At 72.8% G+C, this 26,423-nt stretch carries 21 protein-coding genes; 11 read left to right on the forward strand and 10 right to left on the reverse strand.

The features are described 5' to 3' along the window. The first annotated feature begins 7 nt into the window (after positions 1-7). The 3 genes from JMJ56_RS18205 to JMJ56_RS18215 are packed head-to-tail and all read left to right on the forward strand — an operon-like array spanning position 8 to position 3,441. A complete protein-coding gene (locus JMJ56_RS18205; RefSeq protein WP_236037906.1) occupies positions 8-976 on the forward strand; it encodes a Bug family tripartite tricarboxylate transporter substrate binding protein in 969 nt (322 codons plus the stop codon). A gap of 11 nt (positions 977-987) precedes the next feature. After that, the gene (locus tag JMJ56_RS18210) at positions 988-1,992 is read left to right on the forward strand and encodes an NADPH:quinone oxidoreductase family protein (RefSeq protein WP_202833190.1); all 1,005 of its coding nucleotides are present in this window, start codon (positions 988-990) and stop codon (positions 1,990-1,992) included. A 9-nt stretch (positions 1,993-2,001) separates the two neighbouring features. Continuing rightward, positions 2,002-3,441, forward strand: coding sequence for an MDR family MFS transporter (locus JMJ56_RS18215; RefSeq protein ID WP_202833191.1), 1,440 nt, complete (start codon positions 2,002-2,004; stop codon positions 3,439-3,441). A 1-nt stretch (position 3,442) separates the two neighbouring features. Here JMJ56_RS18215 and JMJ56_RS18220 read toward each other — a convergent pair whose 3' ends face one another. From JMJ56_RS18220 to JMJ56_RS18230, 3 genes are read right to left on the reverse strand one after another with little or no spacing between them, the layout of a single operon-like run. Further along, complete coding sequence (locus tag JMJ56_RS18220) at positions 3,443-3,775, reverse strand: DHCW motif cupin fold protein (RefSeq protein ID WP_202833192.1); 333 nt, start codon at positions 3,773-3,775, stop codon at positions 3,443-3,445. After that, positions 3,772-6,864 carry an efflux RND transporter permease subunit gene (locus JMJ56_RS18225; protein WP_202833193.1) on the reverse strand — a complete coding sequence of 1,031 codons (3,093 nt, stop codon included), beginning with the start codon at positions 6,862-6,864 and terminating at the stop codon, positions 3,772-3,774. The genes JMJ56_RS18220 and JMJ56_RS18225 overlap by 4 nt, the downstream gene beginning before the upstream one ends. A gap of 21 nt (positions 6,865-6,885) precedes the next feature. Next, positions 6,886-8,010 (reverse strand): efflux RND transporter periplasmic adaptor subunit, encoded by a 1,125-nt coding sequence (locus JMJ56_RS18230; protein ID WP_202833194.1) that lies wholly within the window; start codon positions 8,008-8,010, stop codon positions 6,886-6,888. 296 nt (positions 8,011-8,306) lie between these two features. Here JMJ56_RS18230 and JMJ56_RS34905 point away from each other — a divergent pair, with 296 nt between their 5' ends. Genes JMJ56_RS34905 through JMJ56_RS18245 form a run of 3 tightly spaced genes read left to right on the forward strand, consistent with a single transcriptional unit; the run spans position 8,307 to position 15,849 of the window. Then, positions 8,307-13,409: an alpha-2-macroglobulin family protein gene (locus JMJ56_RS34905; protein ID WP_202833195.1), complete on the forward strand. Its 5,103-nt coding sequence runs from the start codon at positions 8,307-8,309 to the stop codon at positions 13,407-13,409. Beyond that, positions 13,409-15,358, forward strand: a complete 1,950-nt coding sequence (gene pbpC / locus JMJ56_RS18240; protein WP_202833196.1) for a penicillin-binding protein 1C — start codon at positions 13,409-13,411, stop codon at positions 15,356-15,358. The genes JMJ56_RS34905 and pbpC overlap by 1 nt, the downstream gene beginning before the upstream one ends. Beyond that, the gene (locus JMJ56_RS18245) at positions 15,355-15,849 is read left to right on the forward strand and encodes a YaiI/YqxD family protein (protein ID WP_202833197.1); all 495 of its coding nucleotides are present in this window, start codon (positions 15,355-15,357) and stop codon (positions 15,847-15,849) included. The genes pbpC and JMJ56_RS18245 overlap by 4 nt, the downstream gene beginning before the upstream one ends. Before the next feature lies 1 nt (position 15,850). Here JMJ56_RS18245 and JMJ56_RS18250 read toward each other — a convergent pair whose 3' ends face one another. The 3 genes from JMJ56_RS18250 to JMJ56_RS18260 form a co-directional block, all read right to left on the reverse strand. Further along, the gene (locus JMJ56_RS18250; RefSeq protein ID WP_202833198.1) at positions 15,851-16,123 is read right to left on the reverse strand and encodes a hypothetical protein; all 273 of its coding nucleotides are present in this window, start codon (positions 16,121-16,123) and stop codon (positions 15,851-15,853) included. A gap of 211 nt (positions 16,124-16,334) precedes the next feature. Then, positions 16,335-16,709: a hypothetical protein gene (locus JMJ56_RS18255; protein ID WP_202833199.1), complete on the reverse strand. Its 375-nt coding sequence runs from the start codon at positions 16,707-16,709 to the stop codon at positions 16,335-16,337. After that, positions 16,697-17,404 (reverse strand): RluA family pseudouridine synthase, encoded by a 708-nt coding sequence (locus JMJ56_RS18260; RefSeq protein WP_202833200.1) that lies wholly within the window; start codon positions 17,402-17,404, stop codon positions 16,697-16,699. Before JMJ56_RS18260 ends, JMJ56_RS18255 begins: the two co-directional genes overlap by 13 nt. Before the next feature lie 200 nt (positions 17,405-17,604). On the opposite strand from JMJ56_RS18260, the gene JMJ56_RS18265 reads away from it, so the two are divergent. The 3 genes from JMJ56_RS18265 (at position 17,605) to JMJ56_RS18275 (ending at position 18,835) form a co-directional block, all read left to right on the forward strand. Continuing rightward, positions 17,605-17,967, forward strand: coding sequence for a hypothetical protein (locus JMJ56_RS18265; protein WP_202833201.1), 363 nt, complete (start codon positions 17,605-17,607; stop codon positions 17,965-17,967). Positions 17,968-18,084: 117 nt separating this feature from the next. Next, positions 18,085-18,309, forward strand: a complete 225-nt coding sequence (locus JMJ56_RS18270; protein WP_202833202.1) for a hypothetical protein — start codon at positions 18,085-18,087, stop codon at positions 18,307-18,309. Positions 18,310-18,388: 79 nt separating this feature from the next. Then, positions 18,389-18,835, forward strand: a complete 447-nt coding sequence (locus JMJ56_RS18275; protein ID WP_202833203.1) for an EF-hand domain-containing protein — start codon at positions 18,389-18,391, stop codon at positions 18,833-18,835. A gap of 127 nt (positions 18,836-18,962) precedes the next feature. Here the strand turns inward: JMJ56_RS18275 and secA are convergent, their stop codons facing one another. After that, positions 18,963-21,680 carry a preprotein translocase subunit SecA gene (gene secA, locus JMJ56_RS18280; RefSeq protein ID WP_202833204.1) on the reverse strand — a complete coding sequence of 906 codons (2,718 nt, stop codon included), beginning with the start codon at positions 21,678-21,680 and terminating at the stop codon, positions 18,963-18,965. Positions 21,681-21,913: 233 nt separating this feature from the next. Here secA and JMJ56_RS18285 point away from each other — a divergent pair, with 233 nt between their 5' ends. Then, entirely contained in the window at positions 21,914-22,864 is a 951-nt protein-coding gene (locus tag JMJ56_RS18285; RefSeq protein ID WP_202833205.1) for a peptidylprolyl isomerase, read from the forward strand. Positions 22,865-22,880: 16 nt separating this feature from the next. Continuing rightward, positions 22,881-24,116: a bifunctional glutamate N-acetyltransferase/amino-acid acetyltransferase ArgJ gene (gene argJ, locus JMJ56_RS18290; protein ID WP_202833206.1), complete on the forward strand. Its 1,236-nt coding sequence runs from the start codon at positions 22,881-22,883 to the stop codon at positions 24,114-24,116. Here argJ and JMJ56_RS18295 read toward each other — a convergent pair. Genes JMJ56_RS18295 through JMJ56_RS18305 form a run of 3 tightly spaced genes read right to left on the reverse strand, consistent with a single transcriptional unit; the run spans position 24,104 to position 26,220 of the window. Then, on the reverse strand, positions 24,104-24,556 hold the full coding sequence (locus tag JMJ56_RS18295) for a PIN domain-containing protein (protein WP_202833207.1): 453 nt from the start codon (positions 24,554-24,556) through the stop codon (positions 24,104-24,106). The two genes, argJ and JMJ56_RS18295, sit on opposite strands and share 13 nt — an antisense overlap. Then, complete coding sequence (locus JMJ56_RS18300) at positions 24,553-24,792, reverse strand: type II toxin-antitoxin system Phd/YefM family antitoxin (RefSeq protein WP_202833208.1); 240 nt, start codon at positions 24,790-24,792, stop codon at positions 24,553-24,555. The genes JMJ56_RS18295 and JMJ56_RS18300 overlap by 4 nt, the downstream gene beginning before the upstream one ends. 42 nt (positions 24,793-24,834) lie before the next feature. Then, entirely contained in the window at positions 24,835-26,220 is a 1,386-nt protein-coding gene (locus tag JMJ56_RS18305; RefSeq protein ID WP_202833209.1) for an aminotransferase, read from the reverse strand. Positions 26,221-26,423 lie beyond the last annotated feature (203 nt).

Genomic DNA, 26,423 nt, shown 5'->3' on the forward strand with positions numbered 1-26,423 from the left:
GGAGGGGATGCGGATCACCCGGAGGGCGGCGCTCGGCCTTCTCGCGGCACCAATGGTGTTCCCCCCGGGGGCGCGGGCCGATGACTGGCCCTCCCGCCCGATCCGCTTCGTCGTGCCCTACCCGCCCGGCGGCCCGACCGACATCCTCGGCCGCGTCGCGGCGCAACGGGCCGGGACGCGGCTGCCGCAGCCCGTGGTGGTGGAGAACCGCGCCGGCGCCGGCGGCTCGATCGGCGCCGAGGCGGTGGCGCGGGCGGCACCCGATGGCGCCACCTTCCTCGTCAACGCTTCGGCCCATGTGATCGTCCCGCACATGATCCGCGTGCCTTACGACGCCATGGCCGATTTCGCGCCGGTGACGCAGATCGCCTCCGTCCCGCTGATCCTGGTCGTCACCCCCTCGCTCCCGGTGCGGTCGGTCGGCGAATTGCTGGCCTATGCGCGAGCCAATCCGGGCAAGCTCGCCTATGCCTCCTCCTCCAATGGCGGGGCGCCGCACCTGGCCGGGGAGATGTTCAAGCTGCTCGCCGGCGTCGATCTCCAGCACATCCCCTATCGCGGCAGCGGCCAGGCGCTGCCCGACCTCGTCGCCGGCAACGTGCAGCTGATGTTCGACAGCGCCGCCAGCAGCGCCGACCTGCTGCGGGAGGGGCGCCTGCGGCCGCTCGCCGTCACCACCGATGCGCGCATCCCGGCCTTCCCCGACCTGCCGACCATCGCCGAGGCGGGGGTGCCGGGCTATGCCATCTCCACCTGGTACGGCATCTGGGCTCCGGCCCAGACGCCGGACGCCATCGTCAACCGCATGCAGCAGGCGGTGGCAGAGGGGCTGGCCGCCCCCGAGGCTGCCGAGCGGCTGGCAGCGCTCGGCGCCATTCCGGTGGCCGAGACGCCAGACCGCTTCGGCGCCTTTTTGCGCTCGGAATGGACCCGCTACGCCGCGCTGGTGCGCGACGCACGGATCAAGGCGGATTGAGGGAGAAAGCCATGCGCGCCGTCGTCTGCGAATCCTGGCGCGAATTCGACGCGCTGGAGCTGAAGGACATCCCCCCGCCGCCGATGCGGCCGGGCGGCGTCCGCATCCGCGTCGAGGCGGCCGGCGTCTCCTTCGCGACGCAGCTCGTCGTCGCCGGCAAGTATCAGCGGAAGCCCCCGCTGCCCTTCACCCCTGGCACCGAGATCGCCGGCACGGTGGTCGAGAGCGCGCCGGACGTGGCGGACCCGCTGCCCCCCGGCACCCGCGTCTTCGCCGTGCTCGACTGGGGCGGCATGGCCGAGGAAGCGGTGGCGGATGCCATCCATGTCGTTGCCATCCCCGACGGCCTGCCGCTCGAGCCGGCCGTCGCCATGCCGATCAGCTACCCCACCGCCGCCGGCGCCCTGATGTGGCGCACCCGCCTCTCCCCCGGCCAGTGGGTGCTGGTCCATGGCGCCGCCGCCGGCGTCGGCCTCGCCGGGGTCGAGATCGCCCGGGCGCTGGGCGCCCGCGTCATCGCCCGCTGCGGCGCGGGCAAGCGCGGCATCCCGCTCGCCCGCGGCGCCGACCTCGTCCTCGACAGCGCCGAGCCCTTCCGCGACGCCGTGCGCGAGGCGACCGGCGGCACCGGCGTCGCCGCCGTGCTCGACACCCTCGGCGGCCCCGTCTTCGACGAAAGCCTCCGCTGCCTCGGCGACGGCGGCACGCTGGTCACCATCGGCTTCGCCGCCGGCGGCATCCCGCAGCTGCCGGTGAACCTGCTGCTGCTCAAGAACATCGCCGTCGCCGGTCTCAATTGGGGCACCTATGTCGGCTGGTCGCCCGGCGACAATCGCCAGCTCCACGCCCCCCGCGCCCGCGCCCTCTGGACGCAACTCGTCCAGTGGTGGAGCGAGGGCGCGCTCCGCCCCGAGGTCCATGCCGGCTTCCCCCTTGCCCAGTTCCGCGAGGCGATGGCCGAGGTCAGCAGCCGCCGCGCCAGCGGCCGGGTGGTGCTGCGCCCGCACGAGGCGTAGCCTGCCCGGATGAGCGAGACCAGCGCGCCGCCCGCCAAGCCCGACCCGCGCCTCACCGCCGCCATCGTCGCCAGCGCGCTCTTCATGCAGAATCTCGACAGCGCCGCGGTGACAACGGCGCTGCCCGCCATGGCCGCCGAGATGGGGGTGGAGCCCGCCCGCCTCGGCACCGCCATCACCGCCTACCTCGTCTCGCTCACCGTCTTCATCCCCGTCTCCGGCTGGGTCGCCGACCGGTTCGGGGCGAAGCGCGTCTTCATGGCCGCCATTGCCGTCTTCACCATCGCCTCCGTCCTCTGCGGCCGCGCGACGAGCGTGCCGGAGATGATCGCCGCCCGCGTCTTCCAGGGTTTCGGCGGCGCGATGATGGTGCCCGTCGCCCGCCTCCTCCTGCTTCGCCAGGTCCGCAAGGAGGAGATGCTGAGCGCCATGACCTGGCTCACCATGCCGGCCATGATCGGCCCGATCAGCGGCCCGCCGCTCGGCGGCTTCCTGACGGACGCCTTCGGCTGGCAATCCGTCTTCCTCATCAACGTCCCGATCGGCCTGCTCGGCCTCGCCCTCGTCGCCTGGAAGATCGAGGATGTCCCGCCCGGCGACCCCGGCCCGCCTGACGTCATCGGCCTGGTCCTGATCGGCCTCGGCCTCGCCCTCTTCATGTTCGGCCTCGAGACCATCGGCCGCGGCGTCGTGACGGTCGGCATCCCCGAGGCGGCGCTGGTCCTCGGCCTGATGTTCGGCTGGGCCGCCATCCGCCACTGCCTGCGGGCGAAGCGCCCGGCCATCGACCTCTCCCTCCTGCGGATCCGCAGCTTCAGCCAGGGGGTGATCGTCGGCAGCCTGTTCCGCATCGGCGCCGGGGCGACGCCCTTCCTGGTGCCGATGCTGCTCCAGGTCGGCTTCGGCAAGACCGCCTCGGCGGCCGGCCTCGTCTCCTTCGCCACGGCGCTCGGCGCTCTGGCGATGAAACCGCTGGCCCGGCCCATCCTCCGCCGCTTCGGCTTCCGCAGCGTGCTGATCGCCACCTCGGTGCTGTCCGCCGCCGGCATCGCGGTTGCCGCGCTCTTCACTCCGGCCTGGCCGCTCTCGGCGATCTTCCTGCTGCTGGCGGCAGGCGGGCTGTTCCGCAGCCTGCAATTCACCGCGCTGAACACCATCTCCTTCGCAGACATCCCGGCCACCCGGCTCTCGGCGGCGACGAGCTTCTCCGGCACGGTGCAGCAGCTCGCCCCCGCCCTCGGCGTCGTCCTGGCGACGACGAGCCTCGAGGTCAGCAAGTCGCTCAGCGGCCATCATCTGGCGGAAGTGCCGGATTTCGCCGCGGCCTTCATCATCGCCGCCCTGGTGGTGCTCGCCTCCTGCCCCTTCTTCCTCCGCCTCGCCCCGGATGCCGGCGCCGAGGTCAGCGGCCACCGCCCGCTCGCCACCCGGCGCGCGCCCGCCGAATAGCTCAGTCGACGATGAAGAGCTTCGCCCCGGTGCGGGTGGAGGAGCGATGCGCCGCATCGCCGAAATCGGAGACTTCGTAGCCCATGCCCGGGCGGAGGGTGAAGCGCCGCCCGTCCTTCAGCTCCGTCTCCAGCTCGCCTTCCAGCACGTAGAGCACATGCCCCCGGTCGCACCAGTGATCGGCGAGGTAGCCCGGCGTGTACTCCACTTGCCGCACCCGCAGGTCGCCGATCTGGAAGGTCCGCCAGATCGCCTCGCCCGTCTCGCCCTTGTGGCGGGTTTCCGCCACGGCCGACCAGTCGGTGACGGTGAAGGGAAGGGCAGGGATCCTCATTCCGCGGGGGCCGCCGAGATGGGTGCCTGCCGCCGCTTGAAGGTCAGGCGGCGCGCCAGCCCATCGAAGCCGAGATACAGCACCGGTGTGACGAACAGGGTGAGCACCTGCGATACCGCAAGGCCGCCGACGACGGCAAGGCCGAGCGGCTGCCGCAGCTCCGCCGCCGCGCCCCAGCCGGCCGCGATAGGCACCGCGCCCGCGCCGGCGGCCAGCGTCGTCATCAGGATCGGCCGGAACCGCAACAGGCAGGCCTCACGCACCGCGGCGAAGGCCGGCGCCCCCGCTCGCTGCCGTTGCAGCGCGACATCGACGATCATGATGGCGTTCTTCTTGACCAGGCCTATCAGCAGCAGCACGCCGATCACTGCGATGACGGAGAGGTCGAGCCCGAAGGCATAGAGCGTCAGGAACGCCCCGAGCGCCGCCGCCGGCAGGCCGGAGAGGATGGTCAGCGGGTGGATCAGGCTCTCATACAGCACACCCAGCACCAGGTAGACGATGGCGATGGCCGCCAGCACCAGCGCTCCCTGTCCGGCCAGCGCCTCCTGGAAGACCTGCGCCGCGCCACTGAATCCGGTGACGATGGTGGGCGGCATCCCCACCTCCCGCTCCGCCGCACGGATGGCATTCACGGCGTCGCCGAGCGCCACGCCGGGCGGCGTGTTGAAGCCGATGACCACCGCCGGCAGCTGCCCCTGGTGGGAGACGTTGAGCGGCCCCGACTTCCGCTCGATGCTGGCCACGGCCGAAAGCGGCACCAGACGCCCGGTATTGGAGCGGATGTAGAGCTTGGCGAGCCCCGTCTCGTCCCGCTGGTCCTCCGGCAGCGCCTCCAGGATCACCTGATAGGCATTCGCCTGCCCGTAGAGCGTCGAGATCTGCCGCGTGCCGAAGGCCGAGAACAGCGCCTGCCGCACCGCATCCACCGAGACCCCGAGCGAGGTCGCCCGATCCCGGTTGACGTTGACCTGCACCACCGGGCTGTCGATCTGCAGGTCGGTGTTCACGTCCTGCAGCTGCGGGATCTTGAGCAGCTGCTGCTCCATCCGCTGCGCCCAGTCGTAGAGCTCCTCGAGCCTGAGCCCCTGCAAGGAATAGAGATACAGCGTCCGCGTCTGCCGCGAGCCGAAATTGAGGTTCTGGATCGGCTGGACGAAGACGCGGAGGCCGGGGATCTGGCTCGTCTCCCGCCGCAGCTGCTGGATGACCTGGACGATGCCGGGCCGCTCCGCTGCCGGCTTCAGCTCGACGAACATCCGCCCCTGGTTGATCGAGATCGAGCCGCCGGCCGCGCCGATGTTGGAGACGACATTAGCGACCGCGGGATTCTGCCGCAGCTGCTGCGAGAGCTGGCCCTGCATCTCCACCATCGCGGCATAGGAGGCCCCGCGCGGCCCCTCGGTGTTGATGCTGAGCAGCCCGGTATCCTCGATCGGGAAGAAGCCCTTCGGGATGACCACGGCCATGTACCCCGCCGCCCCGAGCGAGGCGAAGAAGGCCACCCAGACCAGGAAGCGGAAGCGCAGCGCGAAGTCGAGCATCGCCGCATAGGCGCGCTCGATCGCGCTCAGGAAGCGTTCCAGCACCCGCTCGACCAGGCCGGGATGGCTGTGCGCCGGCAGCCGCGAGGCCATCAGCGGGGTCAGGGTAAGGGAGACGATGCAGGAGGCGATGACGGAGAGGCAGACGGTCGCCGCGAAGGCATTGAACACCCGCCCCACCACGCCCCCCATCAACAGGATCGGCAGGAAGACCGCCACCAGGGAGAGGGTGATCGAGAGCACGGTGAAGCCGATCTCCCGCGAGCCCTTAATGGCCGCCGGGATGGGCGCCATCCCCTCCTCGATATGCCGCATGATCGCCTCGAGCACGACGATCGCATCGTCCACCACGAGGCCGACCGCGATGGTCAGCCCCAGCAGCGTCACGTTGTCGATGCCGTAGCCCATCAGGTACATCAGCCCGAAGGCGACGCAGAGGCTGATCGGCACCGCGATGGTCGGGATCAGCGTCGCGCTCAGCTTGCGGAGGAAGACGAAGCAGACCAGCACCACCAGCCCGATGGCGATGGCGAGGCTCTCCTGCACGTCGTGCACCGCCGCGCGAATGGAGAGCGAGCGGTCGAGCATGACGTTGATCTTCGCCCCGGGCGGCAGCGCCGCTTCCAGCGCCGGCAGGCTGGCCTTGACGCCGTCCACCACGTCGACGGTGTTGGCATCCGGCTGCCGCAGCACGGCCAGCACCAGCGCCCGCTCGTCGTTCCGCCAGGCGGCGATGCGGCTGTTGGCGACGCCATCGGCGACGGAGGCGATCTCATTCAGCCGCACCGGCGAGTTGGGCCGCCCGGCGACGACCAGGTTGCCGAAGGCCGCCGCATCCTGCGGCTGGTCGTTGGCGCGCAGCGTCAGCTGCTGCCGGTCGCCATTCATCAGCCCGACCGGCGTCGCCGAATTGGCCTGGGCAATCGCCTGCTGCATCGTGTCGAAGGCGAGCCCCATGGCCGCCATCCGGTCCGGGTCGAGCCGCACCCGCACCGCATAGAGCTGCTCACCATAGGTCTGCACCTGCGCCACGCCCTGCACGCGTGAGAGCGCCGGGCTGACGATCGTGCTGACCAGGTCGTTCAGGTAGTAGAGCGGCTTGTCCCCGCCCGAGACCGTCAGCAGCACCACCGGCGCATCGGCCGGGTTCACCTTGCGGTAGTTCGGCGGCACCAGCATGTCGACCGGCAGCCGCCGCTGCGCGCGCGTCAGCGCCGCCTGCACATCCTGCGCCGCCGCGTCGATGTTCTTGGTCAGCACGAACTGCACGGTGATCTGCGAGGTGTCCTGCCCGTTGATCGAGCTCATCGAATCGACGCCCGCGATGGTCGACAGCTCGCGCTCGATCGGCAGCGCCACGCTGGTCGCCATCGTCTCCGGGCTGGCGCCCGGGAAATTGGCGAAGATGGTGATGACCGGGAAATCGACCCGCGGCACGGCCGCCACCGGCAGCCGCGTATAGGCGATGATGCCGGCGATGATCGCGGCGAGCGACAGCAGCCCGGTCATCACCGGGCGGCGGATGCAGAGTTCGGAGATGTTCATCCTGCCGGGTGCCCCTGCCGCCTACCGGACGCTCGAGACGCGCTGCGGTCCCGCATTGCGCTCCATCGCCCGTGTGCCCTCTGTGACGCGCTGCGCCCCGTCCACGATCACCTTCTCGCCCGGCTGCAGCTCGCCGGTGACGACGGCACGCTCGCCCGCGACCCGCACCAGCACCACCTCCCGCCGCCGCGCCGTATTGTCGGGCGCAAGGACGAAGACGAAGCGCCCGTTCTGCCCGGTCTGCACCGCCGGCCCTGCCACGGTGATGGCGTCCGGCTCGACCCGCGGCGCGATCTTGACCTGCACGTACTGCCCCGGCCAGAGCCGGAATCCGGCATTGTCGAAGCGCGCCTTCAGCAGGATCGTCCCCGTCGTCGTATCCACGGCGCTGTCGACGAAGACCAGCCGCCCTTCGGCCGGCGGCGCTGTATCACCCTCCGGCCGGACGGCGACGCGCGGCGGGTCGCGCAGCATCGCCGCCTGCACCTCCGGCAGCCAGCGCTCGGGGATGGCGAATTGCACGAGGACCGGGTCCACCTGGGTCAGCGTGGTGATGGCGGTGTTCTCCGCCTGGCGGACGAAATTGCCGGCGCGCAACGGGATGGCGCCGAGCCTGCCATCCATCTCCGCGAAGATCGTCGCATATTCGATACTCAGCCGCGTCTGCTGGATCAGCGCCTCGGTCGCCCTGGCCGTGGCGGCAGCGGCCAGCGCATCGGCCTGGGCCTGCTCGAAGCGCTGCTGCGAGGCGAAGCTCTCGCCCCGCAGCGACTGGTAGCGCCTGGCATCGGCCTGGGTACGGGCCTCCTGCGCCCGGTTGCTGGCGAGCTGCGCCTCCTGCTGCGCCAGGATCGCCTGGTTGAGCCGCGAGTCGAGGGTGAAGAGCGGCTGGCCGCGCCGCACCATCTGCCCCTCGGTCACATGCACCCGCTCGATCTGCCCATCCACCCGGGTGCGGATGGTGACGACCGATTCCGAGGCGACGATACCGTTCGCCAGGATCTCCACCGGCACCGGCCCGACCTGCACCGGGTCCGTGGTGACGGGAACGCCGCCCTGCTGGGCCCGGGCAACCCCCGCCGGCAGCAGGGCCAGCAGGGCCACGAAGGCGAAGCGCCGCAGGCGCGGCAGGAGGCGTCGCGTCATCCGTCTCGGTTCTCCCCGGGGCCGCTAGCGCGGCCGGCAGCCGAACAGCAGGGCAGTACGGCGTCTCATATACGCCGTATTGCCTCCGCCCCCACGAATTCCTGCCGGAAAATGGATGACAGGTCCTGGAACGGAATGCGGCTCCGCCGGTCACGTGCTGCTCCAGCAACGACCGTGCCATGCTGCGGGAAGGGCCGCAACGCACAGCGGCATCATCTTTCATGAACAGTTTCATCCCCCCAATGGCGGGGCCGTGCCATGCTGCGCGCCGCTTCGCGTTACCGGGATGACCATGCATGCGCCTGCTTCTGCTGCTGTTCGGCCTGCTTTGCCTGGCACCCGGCCTGCGCGCCCAGGGCTTCGACCTGCCCGGCGTTTCCGCCGATGCCGAGGCCTGGCAGCGCGACCTCACCCGCCGCTTCCCGGCCGGGGCGACGCCGCAGCAGCGCGCCGCCGCCGAGCAGCGTGCCGCCGCGGCCGAGCGCACCAGTAACTGGCCCGCCGCCTCCCAGGCCTGGGAGGAGCGCATCGCCGGCGGCGACCCGAGGCCGGAGCACTGGCTCGCCCTCGCCCGCGCCCACATGCAGAAGACGCCGCCCGACCCCGCCCGCGCGCTCCAGGCCGCCTGGATGAATTTTCAGGCCGTCGCCGCCGGAGAGCCGGAGATCCCCGCCCTTCTGCTCATGGCCGATGCCCTGCAGCGGCTGGACCGCCCCGCCCAGCAACTCCAGGCGCTAAGCGCCGTCCTCGAACGCGCCCCGAACGATCTCCGCTACCGCCAGATGCTGACCGATGCCCGCCGCGCCGCCGGCCTGCTCATCGCCCGCATCAACACCGAGCCCGAGGCGGAGCCGGCCCGCGCCTGCCTCGCCTTCACCCTGCCCCCCGCCCGCCGCACCGACTGGCAGCCGGGCGACTGGGTGCGGACCGAGCCCGCCATCCCCGGCCTCACGGTGACGCGCGAGGGCGACCGGCTCTGCATCCTCGGCCTGCCGAACGGCGCCACCACGCGCGTCCTGCTTCGCGCCGGCCTCCCCGGCGAGGACGGCCAGCGCCTCGCCCGCGATGCCGAGCTGCGCATCGCCATGCCCAACCGGGCCGCCAGCATCCTCTTCGATTCCAGCGGCTTCCTGCTGCCGCGCGGCCAGGCGCCGCGCATCGGCTTCAACACCATGAACCTCTCCACCCTCAGCCTCCGCGTGGTGCGGGTGACGGAGCGCAACCTCGTCCCCTTCGGCCGCAACTGGAGCCCGGGCACCGCCCTCGACAGCTGGACGGCCGAGGACATCCCCGACACCTGGGGCCGCACCATCTGGGAAGGCCGCGTCGAGCTGCCCCGCTTCGAGGCCAACCGCATCCAGCGCCAGGTGATCCCCCTGCCGGATGCGCTCCGCGCGGCCGGCCCCGGCCTCTACGCGCTGGTGGTGAAGCCCGCCGACGGCACGCGCGCCCGCGCCGCCGGCCTGCCCATCATGGTGACCGATCTCGGCATCACCGCCTGGCGCAGCCCGCAGGGCCTCGCCGCGCAGGTGAGGGGCCTCGGCGCCGGCCAGCCGCGCCCCGGCACGCAGGTCCGCCTGCTCGCCGGCAACAACGACATCCTGGCCGAGGCCGAGGCCGGCCCCGACGGCCTCGTCCGCTTCGCCGCCCCGCTGCTGCGCGGCACCGGCCCGATGGCACCCAAGGCCTTGCAGGCCGCCCTCGGCGACGACCTCGTCCAGCTCGACCTGGAAAGCGCCGCCTTCGACCTCTCCGACCGAGGCGCGACCGGCGCCCCGCATCCCGGCGCCATCGACGCCTTCACCTGGCTCGACCGCGGCATCTACCGCCCCGGCGAGACGGTCCAGGCCGCGGCCCTCATCCGCGACGCCGGCGGCGCCCCGCTCGACCTCCCCGCCCGCTTCCGCCTCCGCCGCCCGAACGGCAGCGTCTATGCCGAGGCCGTTCCCGCCCGCACGCCGGGCGCCGCCATCCTCTGGCCGATCCCGATCGGCACCAGCGCCCCCGCCGGCGTCTGGACGCTGGAGGTGCTGGCCGACCCCAACGACCCGCCCATTGGCCGCGCCGAGTTCCGCGTCGATGCCTTTGTCCCCGAGCGGCTCGAGGTGAAGGCCGGCCCCGCCCCCGGCCCGCTGGTGCCCGGCCAGGTGATGAACCTCCCCATCAACGCCCGCTTCCTCTACGGCGCCCCCGCCGCCGGCCTCACCGGCAGCGCGGAGCTGCGCCTCCAGGCCCTCCGCTCGCCCTTCCCGCAGTTCAAGGACTACCTCTTCGGCCTGGTGGACGAGCAATTCGCCCCCGACCTCATCCCCTTCGACATCGAGGCGCTGGACGACCAGGGCGGCGGCAGCCTCGCCCTCTCCCTGCCCCGCGCCCCCGACACCACCCGCCCCCTCCAGGCCGAGCTCGCCATCTCCATCGACGAGCCCGGCGGCCGCGCCTCCCGCACCTCGCTCACCCTGCCGGTGCGCAGCCCTGGCCGGATGATCGGCGTGAGGCCGCTCTTCGCCGACCTCGCGATCGATGCCGGCGCCGAGGCGGCCTTCGAAATCATCGCCCTCGCCCCGGATGCGAAGCCCGTCGCCGCCCGCCTCCGCGCCCGCCTGGTGCGCGAGCGCCCAGACTGGCGCATCGTCACCCGCGGCGGCACCCCCCGCTACGAGACGGTCTGGCGCGACGAGCCGGTAGACAGCGCCGACCTCGCCGTTCCCGCCACCGGCCCCGCCCGCTTCGCCCGCCGCCTGCCCTTCGGCCGCTACCGGCTGGAAGTCTCGGACCCTGGCGGCATGTCCATCACCTCCATCCGCTTCCGCTCCGGCTGGGCCGGCGGCGAGACGCCGGAGGTGCCCGACAAGGTCGATGTCGCCGCCGACCGCCGCGCCTATGCGCCCGGCGAGACCGCCCACATCCGCATCACCCCGCCCTTCTCCGGCCCCGCCAGCCTCGCCATCCTGACCGACCGCCTGGTCTCCCTCCGCGAGATCCAGCTCGCCGAGGGCAGCACGGAGGTCGAGGTCCCGGTCGATGCCGCCTGGGGCGCCGGCGCCTATGTCACGGTGACCGCCTTCCGCCCCGGCGAGACGCGCCAGGGCCAGCCCGGCCGTGCCCTTGGCCTCGCCTGGGTGCAGGTCGACCCCGGCTCCCGCCGCATCGAGGTCTCGATCAACACGCCGGAGCGCATCACCCCCCGCCAGAGCCTCGCCATCCCCATCAGGCTGGCGAATGCAGGGGAGGGGGCCACCCTCACCCTCGCCGCCGTGGATGAGGGCATCCTCCGCCTGACGCGCTTCGAAAGCCCGGACCCGGTGCCGCATTTCATGGGCCGCCGCCGCCTCGCCGTCGACATCCGCGACGACTACGGCCGCCTCATCCCGCCCGCCGAGGGCGAGCTCGCCGTGCTCCGCCAGGGCGGCGACGAGTTCTCGGCCGGCGCCATCGAGATCCCGCAGCGCACGGTCGCCCTCTTCTCCGGCCCCGTCACCGTGGCGCCCGACGGCACCGCGACCGTCACTCTCGACATCCCCGACTTCGCCGGCGAGCTGCGGCTGATGGCCGTCGCCTGGGCGGGCAACCGCATCGGCGCTGCGAGCAAGCCGCTGACGGTGCGCGACCCGGTGATCGCCGAGGCGCTGCTGCCCCGCTTCCTCGCTCCCGGCGACGAGGCTCGGCTGCCCGTCCTCCTCAGCAACCTCGACCTGCCCGAAGGCGAGATCACGGCCACCCTGTCTACCGAAGGCGCCATCGCCCTCGCCGGCCCAGAGCGCTTGACCGCTCGCCTCGCGCCCAACGCCCGCGCGCTCCCGACCAGCACGCTCCGCGCCACCGCCGCCGGCCAGGGCGTCCTCCGCCTGACCGTCGCCGGCCCCGGCGGCTTCACCGCCAGCCGCGAATCCCGCATCACCATCCGCTCCTCCCGCCCCATCACCACCGAGGTCACGGCGCAGGAGATCCCCCCCGGCCAGGAACGCCCGCTGGCGCTCGCCGCCGACCGCTGGCTCGCCGGCACCTGGCGCGCCGCCGCCAGCTTCGGCGGCCCCACGCGCTACGACGCCGGCGGCATGCTGAAGCTGCTGGAGAGCTACCCCTTCGCCTGCCTCGAGCAATCCTCCTCCCAGCTCCTCGCCTTCAGCTCGGGCCAGGTCGATGGGCTGGCGGGGGATGAGCGCGCCGCCCGCCTCCAGCGCGCCGTCGAATGGGTGCTGAACAAGCAGCGCTACGACGGCGGCTTCGGCCTCTGGTCCGCCCAGGGCGAGATCCAGTACTGGACAGGTGCCTACGCAACCGAGGCCCTGCTGCGCGCCCGCGCCGCCGGCGCCGCGGTGCCGGACGCCGCGCTCGAGGATGCGCTGAAGGCCATCGCCGAGCAGGCCGAGGACGTCTCCGCCTCCAACCCGGAGGAGCGCGCCGCCCAGGCCTACCGCCTCTACGTCCTGTCGCTCGCCGGCCGCCCCCGCCTCGGCGCCGCCCGCCGCCTGCTGGAGGATCTCGACCAGCTCCCCACCCCCTTGGCGAAGGCCCAGCTCGCCGCCGCCTTCGCCAAGGCCGGCGACCGCCCGCGCGCCGAGGCCGCCTTCGCCGCCGCCCTGGCGACGCCCGCCCGCCGCGCCTGGATCTACGACTACGGCACCGCCGCCCGCGACGCCCTGGCCGTTGCCGCCCTGCTGAAGGAGAGCGGCCTGCTGCCCGACCGCCTCTCGGCCCTGCAGGCGACGCTGCCCGGCCCGGAGCTGACGCCGCAATCCACCAACACCCAGGAACAGGCCTGGGGCGTCACCGCCGCCGCCGCCCTCGGCCGCGACGGCCGCCCCGTCCGCGTCGCGGTGAACGGCGCGCCGCAGGCCCCGGCACCGATCCTCGCCGTCGCCCTCCAGGCGCCGGGCACCGCGCGCAACCTCTCCGACACGCCGGTCTGGGCCAGCCTCTCCGTCACCGGCATCCCGGCCCAGCCGGCCCCGGCCGGGCGGGCGGGGATGCGCATCGCCCGCCGCTTCTTCGACCTCGCCGGCCAGCCGCTCAACCTCGACACGCTGAAGCAGAACACCGTCTTCGTCCTGCTGCTGGAAGGCAAGGCCGAGACGCCGGAGGCCCACCGCGCCATCCTCCAGCAGGGCCTGCCGGCTGGCTGGGAGATCGTCGGCCGCCTGTCCGCGGGCGAGGTGGCGGGGATGCCCTGGCTCGGCACGCTGAGCGAGACGGCGGCCACCCCCGCCCTCGACGACCGCCTGGCCGCGGCGCTGGACCTGACGCCGGAAGCCCCCGACTTCCGCATCGCCGTCCGCCTCCGCGCCGTCACCGCCGGCCGGTTCGAACTGCCCGGCGCCCAGGTCGAGGACATGTACCGGCCGCAGGTCTTCGCCCGGCAGAATACCGGGCGGATCACGGTGCTGCCGGCCGACTGATGCGCCGGCTGCTCGCCGCGCTGGCGCTGCTGGCCGGGGGAGGGTGGGCGCTCGACCGCGCCTTCCCCCCCGACCTCTCCCGGCTCGAGGCGGTCGGACAGGAGGTGCTGGCCCGCGACGGCCGCACCCTCTCCACCCTCCCGGCCCCCGGCGGCACCTGGCGCCTTGCCACCACCACCGACTATGTCCCACCCCACCTCACCGACCTGCTGATCACCGCCGAGGACCGCCGCTTCCGCTGGCACCCGGGCGTCGACCCCCTGGCCCTCGCCCGCGCCGCCTATCAATGGGCCCGCGCCGGCCGCATCCTCTCCGGCGGCTCGACGCTCACCATGCAGGCCGCCCGCCTGCTGGAGCCGCGCCCCCGCACCCTCCGCAGCAAGGCGATCGAGATCCTCCGCGCCCTGCAACTGGAGGCCCGCTACTCGAAGGACGAAATTCTCGGCATCTGGCTGACCCTCGCCCCCATGGGCGGCAATATCGAAGGCATCCGCGCCGGCGCGCTCGCCTGGTTCGGCCGCTCCTCCCGCCAGCTCGACCCCGCCGAGGCCGCCCTCCTCGTCGCCATTCCCCGCCGTCCGGAGGCGACCCGCCCCGACCGCCACCCGGAGCGCGCCCGCGCGGCTCGCAATGCCCTGCTGATGGCCCGCGCCGCCGGCGCCCCCGGCATCACCCCGGCCGATACCGCCTACGCCCTGGCCACGCCTGTCCCTGTTGCACGCCAGCCCATGCCGCGCCTCGCCCCGCATCTGTCCCGCGAGCTGGCCCGCGCTGACCCTGCCCGCCGCATCCCCACCACCATCGACCTCCCCCTTCAGCGCGCCGTGGAGGAAGTCGCGGCCACGGCGCTGGCCGGCCTACCCGACCGCGCCTCGCTCGCCATCCTCGTCGCCGATGCCGAGGCGCATGAAATCCGCGCCCTCCACGGCGGCGCCTTTGGGGCGGAGGGAAGGGCCGGCGCCCTCGACCTCACCCGCGCCATCCGCTCCCCCGGCTCGGCGCTGAAGCCGATGCTCTATGCGCTGGCCTTCGAGGCCGGCATCGCCGCCCCCGAGACCCTGCTCGCCGACCTGCCTCGCCGCTTCGGCAGCTACGCCCCTGAGAATTTCGACGGCGGCTTCGCCGGCCGCGTCACCGTCGCCGATGCGCTGCGCCATTCGCTGAACCTCCCCGCCGTCGCCCTGCTGAGCGAGCTTGGCCCCCTCCGCTTCGCCACCGCCCTGAAGGCCGCCGGCGCCCCGCCGCGCCTGCCCCCCGGCGCCGACCCCTCCCTGCCGCTCGCCCTGGGCGGCCTCGGCATCACCCTCCGCGAGATGGCCGGCCTCTACGCCACGCTCGGCACCGGCGGCGAGGCCGCCCCCCTCCGCCTGCAACCCGGCCCCGACCCCACCCCCCGCCGCATCCTCGACGCCCGCGCCGCCGGCCTCGCCGCCGCAATCCTGGTCAACCCCTTCCCCGGCGGCGGCCCCCAGGGCATCGCCTGGAAGACCGGCACGAGCTGGGGCGGCCGCGACGCCTGGGCGATGGGGATCGATGCCCGCCACGTCGCCGGCATCTGGGTCGGCCGCCCCGACGGCACGCCCTTGCCCGGCGCGACGGGCGCCCGCACCGCCCTCCCGATCCTCGCCCGCATCTTCGAGCGCCTTCCCCCCGCCCCGCGCCAGGGGCTCCCCGTCCGGGCCACGGCACCACCGATGGCGGAGACGCTCGACCGCCTCCGCCTCACCTTCCCACCCCCCGGCGCCGTGCTGGAGGAAGGCGAGGGCCATGTCACCCTCCGCGCCTCCGGCGGCCGCCGCCCCTTGACCTTCCTCGTCGATGGCCGCCCTCTGCCCGCCGAGCCGGCCAAGCGGGAGGCCGCCTGGGTGCCCGAAGGCCCCGGTTTCTACCGCGTGACAGTGCTGGATGCCGCCGGCAGCGCGGCGCGGGCGGAGGTGCGGGTGCGGTGACGGTGCTCTATATCGACGGCGATGCCTGCCCGGTGCGGGAGGAGGCCTTCCGCGTCGCCACCCGCCTGAACCTGCCGGTGAAGGTCGTCTCCAACGGCAGCCGCCCCGTCCGCCCGCCCGGCCTGCCGAATGTCGAGATGGTCCTGGTCCCCGAGGGCGCCGACGCCGCCGACGACTGGATCGCCGAGCGCGCGATGCGCGGCGATGTCTGCATCACCGCCGACATCCCGCTCGCCGCCCGCTGCCTGGCGAAGGGCGCCCGCGCCCTGTCCTTCAAGGGCCGCCCCTGGACGACGGACAACATCGGCGGCGCGCTGGTCGGCCGGACCATCTCGCAGGGGATGCGCGACATGGGCCAGATGACCGGCGGCCCGGCCCCGCTGACCAAGGCCGACCGTTCCCGCTTCCTCGCCGCGCTGGACGCCGAGATCGCGGCAGCCCGGCGCGAGGCCGCCACCCCGCCGCCGCGCCCCTGGGTGCCCTTCGAGTAGCCTAGTTCCGGCGCTGCGGCGGCTCGACATGCGGCGCGGGCACCGGGGTGCCCGGCGGGGTCAGCTGGCGGGAGAGGTCGTTCAGCTCGCGCAGCTGCTGCCGGTCGCGCTCGGCGGCGGCCCCCTCCTGCGGCCGCACCTCGCGTTCCACCTGGCCCGAGGGGAAGGTCCGCCCGCCGAGGCTCGGCACCCGGTCGGGCTGCGGCCGCGGCTGGTCCTGCGCCGCCGCCGGACCGGCCAGGAGGATGAAACCGAGGATCAGGACATGACGCATCGCGGGGCTCCTTCGGAACGAAAACGCCGCTCCGGGCGTCGCGTTCAGAGCGAACCCCGGACGGATGGAAACACCCGGGAGCGGTAACCGGCCCAACCGCACAACGAGCCGGAGCCGTTTCCGCGAGCGCAGCCGGGTGGAAGCCGCTCCAAGCCATTGTTTGGCCGAGAAATCACTCCGACCAGATGATGCCATCCGATCGGGATCTGCTCTAGGAGCAGCCCTGCCGGTCCAGCCGCTCCCGCGCCAGCCGGGCGGAGAAGCGCGCCCGGTCCAAGCCGCGGCGAATCCGCTCCAGCTCCGCCGCCCCGCGCAGCCCCTCGGCAAGCCCGGCCGCCTCCTGTGCCTCCCCGGCCGCCCGCGCGCAGCCGCAGCCGGCAAGCCGCCCCGCCGCCTCCGCCAGCCGATCGGCAGCCTGCCCGGCCGCCTCCCGTCCCGCGAGCAGCGATGGCGCCTCAGCCCCCACCCGCAACGCCCCCTCGGCCCCCCGCAGCGCCTCCAGCCCGAGGCCCAGCCCGCAGCCGCCGCGGTGCGCCGCCGCCGGCCCCGCCAGCAGCAGCAGGACCAGCGTCATCACCCCCGCCATCCACAGGCCTCCAGCGCCTCGCGCATATGCCCAGGCACCGGCGCCGTCGCGGCCACCGGCGGCTCCAGCGGCAGGGCGATGGCCCGTGCCAGCAGGTGCAGCGCGCCCACGCCGCCCCCGTAGCGGGCGTCGCCCAGGATCGGGCAGCCGAGATGCGTGCAATGCACCCGGATCTGATGCGTCCGCCCCGTGCGCGGCGCCAGCTCCAGCCAGGCGATCCCCGGCCCGCGCCCCATCACCCGCCAGGCAGTGCGCGCCGCCTGCCCGGCCGGATCGACCGCCATCCACCAGCCGTCCCGCGCGGTGCTGCGCTTCAGCAGCGGTGCGTCGATCTCGCCCGACTCGCCGGCCGGCCCGCCCCGCACCACCGCCCAGTAGGTCTTGCGCGCCCGCCCCGCCGCGAAAAGCCCCCCGAGCGCCGCCAGCGCCGGCTTGGTCCGCCCGAGCACCAGGCACCCGGCGGTGTCCTGGTCCAGCCGGTGCGCCGGCTGCGGCGTCCGCCGCTTGCCGAAGGCGAGGGCCGGCAACCAGTCCTCGACCGAGGCGCTGCCGCGCGGTCCGGCATGCACCGGCAGCCCGGCCGGCTTGTCGAGGATGATGACGGCCTCGTCCTGGTGCAGGACGAGGCCGGCCGGGCCCGCCCGCGGCAGGGCCGGCAACGGGCGGCCCTGGCCGCGCTTGTCCTTGCTGTCCATCCGTCAGGCGTCCCGCTCGGTGCCGGTGGGTTTGGTGACAGGCGTCCGGCCGCCGCGGACGGGCCGCCGGGCCGGCCCGTGGCGATCATGGGCGCCGCCGCATGCCTCCCACGCCGCCAGGCCGATGGGAAGCCGCGGTCTGCCGCCGGGGTCCTGGACGCCATGGCCGGCGGCGCCTCGCCCCGGCCTGCCGGCCCCGCTTGACGATCCGCGCCATCGTCGAGGAGGAGCTGGCGGCCCATCGCGGCGGCGACCGGTCGGCCATCGTCGGCCCGTCGCTCCGCCTGCGGCCAGAGGCGGTGCAACCGCTGTCGATGGTGCTGCACGAGCTTGCCACCAATGCCGCGAAATACGGCGCGCTCTCCGTGCCGGGCGGGCGGCTGGAGGTATCCTGGCGCCGCGACCCGCCCGCGGGCCCGCTGCGCCTGCGCTGGCAGGAGCATGACGGCCCGCCGGCGCCGCGCCGCGGCTTCGGCTCGACCCTCATCGAGCGACGGTGCGCCGCCAGCTCGGTGGCCAAACGGAGGCCAACTAGTCCCTTGCCAGGCTGCGCTGCGGGGTGACGCTCCCGCCGGAGCGGATCGCCGCCGGCTCCGGCGAGGCAGAAGGGCCAGCCCGCCGGCCAGCCCGCCGGGCCGGAGGGCTGGCCTGCCGCCGCCGTCTCGCTGCGCGGCCGCGCGGTGCTGGTGGTAGAGGACGAGCCGCTGGTCGCCATGGAGATGGCGCACAGACGCTCGCCATCCTCGGCTGCCCGGTGGTCGGCCCGGCTGGAGGAGGCGCTGCATCTCGCCACGGCGGAGGCCGGCCGCGGCACCCCCTTCATTTGGGCCGCGGGCAATAGCGAGCTGGAGGCCGCGCTCCGCCATGTCGTCGCCGCGGCCGGCCATCGGCGGGCCGCCGGCTGATCTTTCGGGCGGAATGCGGGGCTCTCCTGCCGGGACGCGGCATGGTAAGGGTCGCGCCAGACATGTCCGGAGGGGAAGGATGGGGGCCCGCATCTTGGCCGCGCTGGGGTTTATCGCCTTGTTGCAACCGGCATCCCTGTTGGCGCAGCGGTCGCCCTGGGGCGGGCCGGACAGCCCGGGCGGGCTCCTTGGCGGCGACCCGATGGATGCCGATCTCGACCGCGACCAGCGCGTCTCGCATGACGAGGTCTGGCAATGGCTGCGTCAGCGCCTGGGCCAGCATGACCAGAACCGCGACGGCGCGGTGACCCTGCCGGAATCCGGCGTGCACCCCGACCGTGCCGAGGACTTCCGCGCCATGGATACCGACCGCGACGGCAAGCTGACGGCAGGCGAGCTGCGCGCCGGCTCGGAGGCCTGGTTCCGCAACCGGGATCTCAATCGCGACGGTGCGCTGACCCGCCAGGAACTCGGCCCCGCCCCGTCCAGGCCGGCGGCCCAATCCGCCCCGGTAAGGCCTCGCTAGGGCAAGGTCCGGTACGGCAACCAGCGGCAGCCGCACGCAGGCGGCGAGGGAGAGGCACGCAGCCGCAGGCCCAGGTTACGCGGAATTGTTATGACCCACTGGACGTGTCAGGCCCTGGCGTGGCCATTCACACCCTGCCGTGGCAGTGCTTGTACTTCTTGCCGCTGCCGCAGGGGCAGGGGGCGTTGCGCGGCGTGCGGTCCCAGGTCGCCTGGTCCAAGGGGTTGACGCCCTCGGCCACCGGCGGCGGGGCCAGCAGCGGCGCCGGCTCGAAGCCGCCGCCTGCCAGCGCCATCTCGCCCATCGCCGGCTCCGGGTGGCGCATGTCCATCACCCGCACCGGCTCCGGCATCGGGGGCGGTGCGTTCGGCTGCAATTCCAGCCGCATCAGCACGCTCGTCACCCGCTCGCGCATGTCAGCCAGCATGGCGTTGAAAAGGGCGAAGGCCTCCGACTTGTACTCGTTCAGCGGGTCGCGCTGCCCATAGGCCCGCAGCCCGATGCCCTGACGCAGGTGGTCGAGCGCCAGCAGGTGCTCCTTCCACACCGCGTCGAAGATCTGCAGCAGCAGCGACTTCTCGACGACGCGCATCAGGTCCGGCCCGATATTCGCGGCCTTGGCGGCATAGTGCTGCTCGGCGGCCGTCTCGACGCGCTCGCGCACCTGCGTCTCGTCGATGCCCTCCTCCTTCGCCCAGGCGACCACCGGCAGGTCGAGGCCGAGCTGGTCGCGCACCTTCTCCTCGAGCCCGGCCACATCCCAGCTCTCGGGATAGGCATTCTCCGGTATGGCGGCCGAGACCATCGCCTCGATGCACTCCCGCCGCATCTCGGCCACCGTCTCGGCGACCTCGGGCGCCTGCATGAAGGCGCGGCGCTGGGCGTAGACCTCGCGCCGCTGGTCGTTCATCACGTCGTCGTATTTCAGCAGGTTCTTGCGCGTGTCGAAGTTGCGCGCCTCGACCTTCTTCTGCGCCTTCTCCAGCGCCTTGTTGATCCAGGGATGGACGATCGCCTCGCCGTCCTTGAGGCCCAGCTTCTGCAGCATCCCGCCCATGCGGTCGCTGCCGAAGATGCGCATCAGGTCGTCCTCGAGCGAGAGGAAGAAGTGGCTTGCCCCCGGGTCGCCCTGCCGGCCCGAACGGCCGCGCAGCTGGTTGTCGATGCGCCGGCTCTCATGCCGCTCCGTGCCGATGACGAAGAGCCCGCCGGCCGCCTTGGCCTTGGCCCGCGCCTCCTCCACCTCGGCCTTGTGCCGGGCGAGCACGGTCTCGTACTCCGGCCCCTCGGAGGCCCCCGTCTCCTGCCGCGCCAGCATCTCGGCATTGCCGCCCAGCTGGATGTCCGTGCCGCGCCCGGCCATGTTGGTGGCGATGGTCACCGCCCCCGGCCGCCCGGCCTGGGCGATGATGGTCGCCTCCTGCTCGTGGTAGCGCGCGTTCAGCACGTTGTGCGGGATGCCCCGCTTCTTCAGCAGCGCGTCGATCAGCTCCGACTTCTCGATGCTCGTCGTGCCGACCAGGCAGGGTTGGCCGCGCGTCCGCGCCTCGTCGATCAGCTTGATCACCGCCTCGTACTTCTCGGTGGCCGAGCGGTAGACCTCGTCGTCGCTGTCCTTCCGCGCCACCGGCACGTTGGTCGGGATCTCGACCACCTCGAGCTTGTAGATCTCGGCGAACTCGTCGGCCTCGGTCGCCGCCGTGCCCGTCATGCCGGAGAGCTTCGGATAGAGCCGGAAGTAGTTCTGGAAGGTGATGGAGGCGAGGGTCTGGTTCTCCGGCTGGACGGTGACGTGCTCCTTCGCCTCCAGCGCCTGGTGCAGCCCGTCGGAGTAGCGCCGCCCCTCCATCATGCGCCCGGTGAACTCGTCGATGATGACGACCTTGTCATCGCGGGTGATGTAGTCCACGTCGCGCGTGAACAGCACATGCGCCCGCAGCGACTGGTTCACGTGATGCACCAGCGTGACGTTGTGGAAGTCGTAGAGGTTGCCCTCCTCCAGCATCCCCGCCTCGCGCAGCATCTCCTCGACGCGCTCCGAGCCCCCGTCGGTGAGGTTCGCCGTCCGCTGCTTCTCGTCCTTGTCGAAGGTCGCCTTGTCCTCGACCAGCCGCTTCACCACCTCGTCGACGCGGCGATAGAGGTCGGAGCTGTCATCCGACGGCCCGCTGATGATCAGCGGCGTCCGCGCCTCGTCGATGAGGATGCTGTCCACCTCGTCGACGATCGCGTAGTTGAAGTCGCGCTGGACCATCTCCTCCAGGCGGTACTTCATGTTGTCGCGCAGGTAGTCGAAGCCGAACTCGTTGTTCGTGCCGTAGGTCACGTCGGCGGCATAGGCCGCGCGCCGCTCCTCGTCGGTCAGCCCATGGACGATGACGCCCGTGGACAGGCCTAGGAAGCGATAGAGCCGCCCCATCCACTCGCTGTCGCGCTTGGCGAGGTAGTCGTTCACGGTGACGACATGGACACCGCGGCCGCTCAGGGCATTGAGGTAGACCGGCAGCGTCGCCACCAGCGTCTTGCCCTCGCCGGTCTTCATCTCGGCGATCTTGCCCTCGTGCAGCACCATGCCGCCGATCAGCTGCACGTCGAAATGCCGGAGGCCGAGCACCCGCTTCGCTGCCTCCCGCACCGTGGCGAAGGCCTCGGGCATCAGCGCGTCCAGCTCCTCGCCGCGGCCCAGCCGCTCGCGGAACTCGGCGGTCTTGCCCTGCAGCGCCTCGTCCGAGAGGGCGGCGAAGGCCGGCTCCAGCGCGTTGACCTCCGGCACGCGGGCCTGGAGGCGCTTCAGCGCCCGGTCGTTGGTAGTGCCGAACAGGGCGCGGGCGATGCGGGCGAACATGCGGACCTGGCTTCTCCGGGATGGCACGCGGGGTAGCCGCGCGGGCCTCGGCAGTGAGTGGCGCCGGGGGCCGCCGGGATGGGGCCGAAGCCGAGGCTTCGGGCAGCGTCCTTGGCGCGACCCCGGGGCGCGGAACAGATAGGCAAGCGCCGCGCTGAGGTCAATCTTCACGCGCTTGCCGCCCCATCCCGCATCCGGCATTGTCCGGCGCCTTCCCGGAGCCCCCCATCTATATGTCCTTCCGCCCCGTCTTCCTGGCTGCCCTATTGGTCCCCGCCGCCGCGCTCGCCCAAACGGCGCCCCAACCGGCGGCGCCGCAAGCGACGGCCCAGCAGGCGGCGGAAGACCCGGTCCTCGCCCGGGTGGACGGCAGCCCGGTCCGGCTCTCGGATGTGATGGCCACCGCCCAGGACGTGCTGCCGCCCGAGATGCGCTCCATGCCCGGCCCGGCCCTGATGCAGATGCTCCCCCCCGAGGTCGTCCGCCAGCTCGTCGACCGCGCCGTCACCGAGCGCGTGCTGACCAACGCCGCCCGCTCGGCCGGCCTCGACAAGGACGCCGAGGTCCAGCGCCGCATCCGCCGCGCCGAGGAGCAGGAACTGCAACAGGCCTACCTCTCCCGCGAGGTGACGCCCGCCGTCACCGACGCCGCCATCCGCACCCGTTACGAGCAGGAGGCCGGCCGCCGCCAGGGCGAGGAGGAGGTCCACGCCCGCCACATCCTCGTCCAGACCGAGGCCGAGGCGAAGGCCGTGCTCGCCGAGCTCGCCGGCGGCGCCGACTTCGCCGATGTGGCGAAGCGCCGCTCCCGCGACCCTGGCGCGCAGAGCGGCGGCGATCTCGGCTTCTTCAAGCGCGGCGACATGGTCCCCGAATTCGCCGAGGCCGCCTTCGCCCTTCAGCCCGGCCAGATGACGCAGGCTCCGATCCGTACCTCCTTCGGCTGGCACGTCATCAAGGTGGAGGAGCGCCGCTCCGCCCCGGTTCCGGGCTTCGAGGAGAGCCGCAACCAGCTCCGCCAGAAGATGCTGGAGGAGCAGGTGCAGCAGGTCGTCGCCCGCGCCCGCGACGCCGCGAAGGTGGAGCGCGTCGACCAGCCCGCACCCTCCATGCTCGACAACGCCGCCCCACCCACGCCCGCGGCCCCCGCCCGCCCCGCCGCCCCGCAACCGCAACGCCGCTGAGGAAGAGCCCACGCCCATGGCCGGCCCGCTGCCCGTCTCCCCGCTTGCCCAACCGATGCCGGAGCTGCCGCCGATCGCCGGCGTCACCCTCGGCGTCATCGAGGCGGGCATCCGCTACAAGGGCCGCGCCGACCTGACGATGCTGGAATTTGCCCCCGGCACGACGGTCGCGGGCGTCTTCACCCGCAACCTCTGCCCCGGCGCCCCCATCGACTGGTGCCGGGCCGCCCTCAAGGGCGGCCGCGCGCGGTCGCTGGTGGTGAATGCCGGCAACGCCAACGTCTTCACCGGCCGCGCCGGCCGCGAGGCGACGGCCGCCACCGCCGAGGCCGCCGCGAAGCTCGTCGGCTGCAAGCCCCGCGAGGTCTTCCTCGCCAGCACCGGCGTCATCGGCGAGACCCTGCCGCATGACCGCCTGACCGCCGCCCTTCCGGCCCTCCACGCCGCCCTCGCCCCCGACCGCTGGCCCGACGCCGCGCGCGGGATCATGACGACGGACACCTTCCCCAAGGCCGCCCTCCGCACCGCCACCATCGGCGACGCGACGGTCACCATCGCCGGCATCGCCAAGGGCAGCGGCATGATCGCCCCCGACATGGCGACCATGCTGAGCTTCGTCGTGACGGACGCGAAGATCCCCGCCGGCGCCCTCCAGGCGCTGCTGTCGAAGGGCGTCGCCAAGTCGTTCAACTGCATCACGGTCGACAGCGACACCTCGACCAGCGACACCGTCCTGCTCTTCGCCACCAGCCAGGCGAAGCACCCGCGTGTCCCGGCCGAGGGCGGCGCCATGCTGCGCGACTTCGCCCGGGCGCTGGACGAGGTGCTGCTCGACCTCGCCCTCCAGGTCGCCCGCGACGGGGAGGGGGCGCAGAAGCTTATCCAGATCGACGTCACCGGCGCCGTCAGCGCCAAGTCGGCCCACCGCATCGCCATGGCCATCGCCAATTCGCCGCTGGTGAAGACCGCCATCGCCGGCGAGGACGCCAACTGGGGCCGCATCGTCATGGCCGTCGGCAAGTCCGGCGAACCGGCCGACCGCGACAGGCTCGGCATCGCCGTCGGCGGCACCTGGATGGCGCAGGAGGGCGGCGTCGTCCCCGGTTATGACGAGGCCCCCGTCGTCGCCCATATGAAGGGCCGCGAGGTGGAGATCACCGTCGATATCGGCCTCGGCCGCGGCAAGGCCCGCGTCTGGACCTGCGACCTCACCCACGGCTACATCGACATCAACGGCTCCTATCGGAGCTGAAACGGGTCGATGGCCTCCACCCCCATCGGGGTGAAGTGCCGCAGGTTCCGCGTCGCCAGCACCAGCCCATGGGTGCGGGCGATGCAGGCCAGGGTGAGGTCGGCGAAGCCCGGCTCCACCCCCGCCGCCCGCGCGGTCCGGGCCAGCGCCCGCGCTTCCAGAGCCGCCCGCGCATCGAAGCCGAGCACCCGCTCCGGATAGGCCGCCAGCACCGCCCGCAGCCAGGCGGCCAGATCGGCCGCATGCCGCACCGCCCCCGAAGCCTCCCGCGCCCCGATCCCCGCCGCGATCTCGGCGACGGCGATCACCGGCAGGAACAGCCGGTCCTGGTTGTCCAGCACCCAGCCCCGCGCCGCCCGCTTCGCCGCATCCGGCGCGTCCCGCCGGTCTGGGGCAGTCGCCGAGACGACATTGGTATCGAGCAGGAACCCAGCGCTCACAGACCGAGGTTGCGCGCCGGCGCCGGATCGCGCGCGACTTCAACCTCCTCCGGGAAGGCGAGCAGCAGATCGGCGAAGGAAGGCTGCGCCCCGGTGAGCCTTCGCCACTCGGCATAGCCGAGCACCACCGCCACCTTCTCCCCATGCCGCGTGACGATGCTCGGCTCGCCCTGCGCCGCCTTCTCGACCACCGCCGAGAAGCCGGCCTTCGCATCGCGCAGCTGCACCTCAAGCATGCCAAACCCCTGTGTGACCACAGTGGTCATATAGTCGCTTCACTACTCCGCTGCCAGCGCCTTCCCGCCCAGCTCCGCCCAGGCCGCATCCAGCCCCGCCCGGAACCGCCCGCACATCTCCCCGATCTCCTCCGCGGTGATGATGAGCGGCGGCGTGAAGGCGATCCGGTCCCCGATGGCCCGCACGATCAGCCCCGCCGCCTGGCACTTCTCCTGCACCAGCAGCCCGACCTTGGCGGCGGGCGGGAAGGGCGCCTTCGCCTCCTTGTCCGCGACCAGCTCGACGCCGGCGATCAGCCCGACCCCCCGCACGTCGCCGACCAGCGGATGCTCCCGCATCGCCCCCAGCCCCTCAAGGAACACGGGCGAGACGGCCCTGACATGCCCGATTATGTCCCGCTCCTCGTAGATCGCCAGCGTCTCCAGCCCGACCGCGCAGGCCACCGGATGCCCGCCATAGGTGAAGCCATGCCCGAAGCTGCCATGCTTCCGGCTCCCCTCCATCAGCGCCGCATGGATCGGGTCCGAGATCAGCAGCGCCGAGAGCGGCTGGTAGCTGGCCGTCAGCTGCTTGGCCGAGACCAGCATGTCCGGCCGCATCCCATAGGTCTCGCAGCCCCAGAGATTCCCCGTCCGCCCGAAGCCGCAGATCACCTCGTCGGCGACGAGCAGGATGTCGTGCCGCCTGAGGATCGGCTGGATCAGGTCGAAATACCCGCGCGGCGGGGTGATGGCCCCACCCCCGCCCTGCACCGGCTCGGCAAAGAGCGCGGCGATGGTCTCCCCGCCCTCCCGCTCGATCAGCGCCTCCAGCTCGGCCGCCATCCGCGCGCTGAACTGCTCCTCGCTCTCCCCCTCCTGCCCGAAGCGGTAGTAGTTCGGGTTGGAGATGTGCAGGAACCGCTCGCCCAGCGGCAGGTCGAAATCCGCCTGCATATGCGGCTGGCCCGAGAGCGAGGCCGTCGCCACCGTATTCCCGTGGTAGCCGCGCACCCGCCCGATCAGCTTCTTCTTCCCGGGCTTGCCGCGGATGTTGTTGTAGTACCAGATCAGCTTGATCGCCGCATCGTTGGCCTCCGACCCGCTGCACTGGAACAGCACATGGCCGAGCCCCTCCGGCGCGATCGCCGCCAGCTTCTCCGCAAGCCTGACGCTCGGCTCATGCCCCTTCTGGAAGAAGGTGTGGTAGTAGGGCAGGGCCAGCATCTGCTTGTAGGCCGCCTCCGCCAGCCGCCGCTCCGAGAAGCCGAGCGAGGCGCACCACAGCCCCGCCATCGCCTCGATATACTCCCGCCCTTCGGTATCGGTGACGCGCACGCCATTCCCGCGCGCGATGAGGATGGCCCCCTCCGCCTCATGCGCCCCGAGATCGGTCTGCTGATGGACGAGATGCGCCAGGTCGGCGGCATGGAGGCTGTTCGGGCGCATCGGCTGGGCTCCTCAGGGCTCGCACCATCGTGCGGCGCGCGTCCCCGCCCTGCAAGATTCTTGCCCCGCCGATCCCATCCCGCTATAGGAATGTCCGCCCAAGGCGAAGCCGCGCCCGAAGCCCGGCCCGGCAGTCCGCCTAAAGCCTTAAAATCCTAAATTCTCCACTTAAAACCAAACCGCCTCAACAGCTTACCCACCCT

It is taken from the genome of Belnapia arida (assembly GCF_016773205.1).
Classification (GTDB): domain Bacteria; phylum Pseudomonadota; class Alphaproteobacteria; order Acetobacterales; family Acetobacteraceae; genus Belnapia; species Belnapia arida.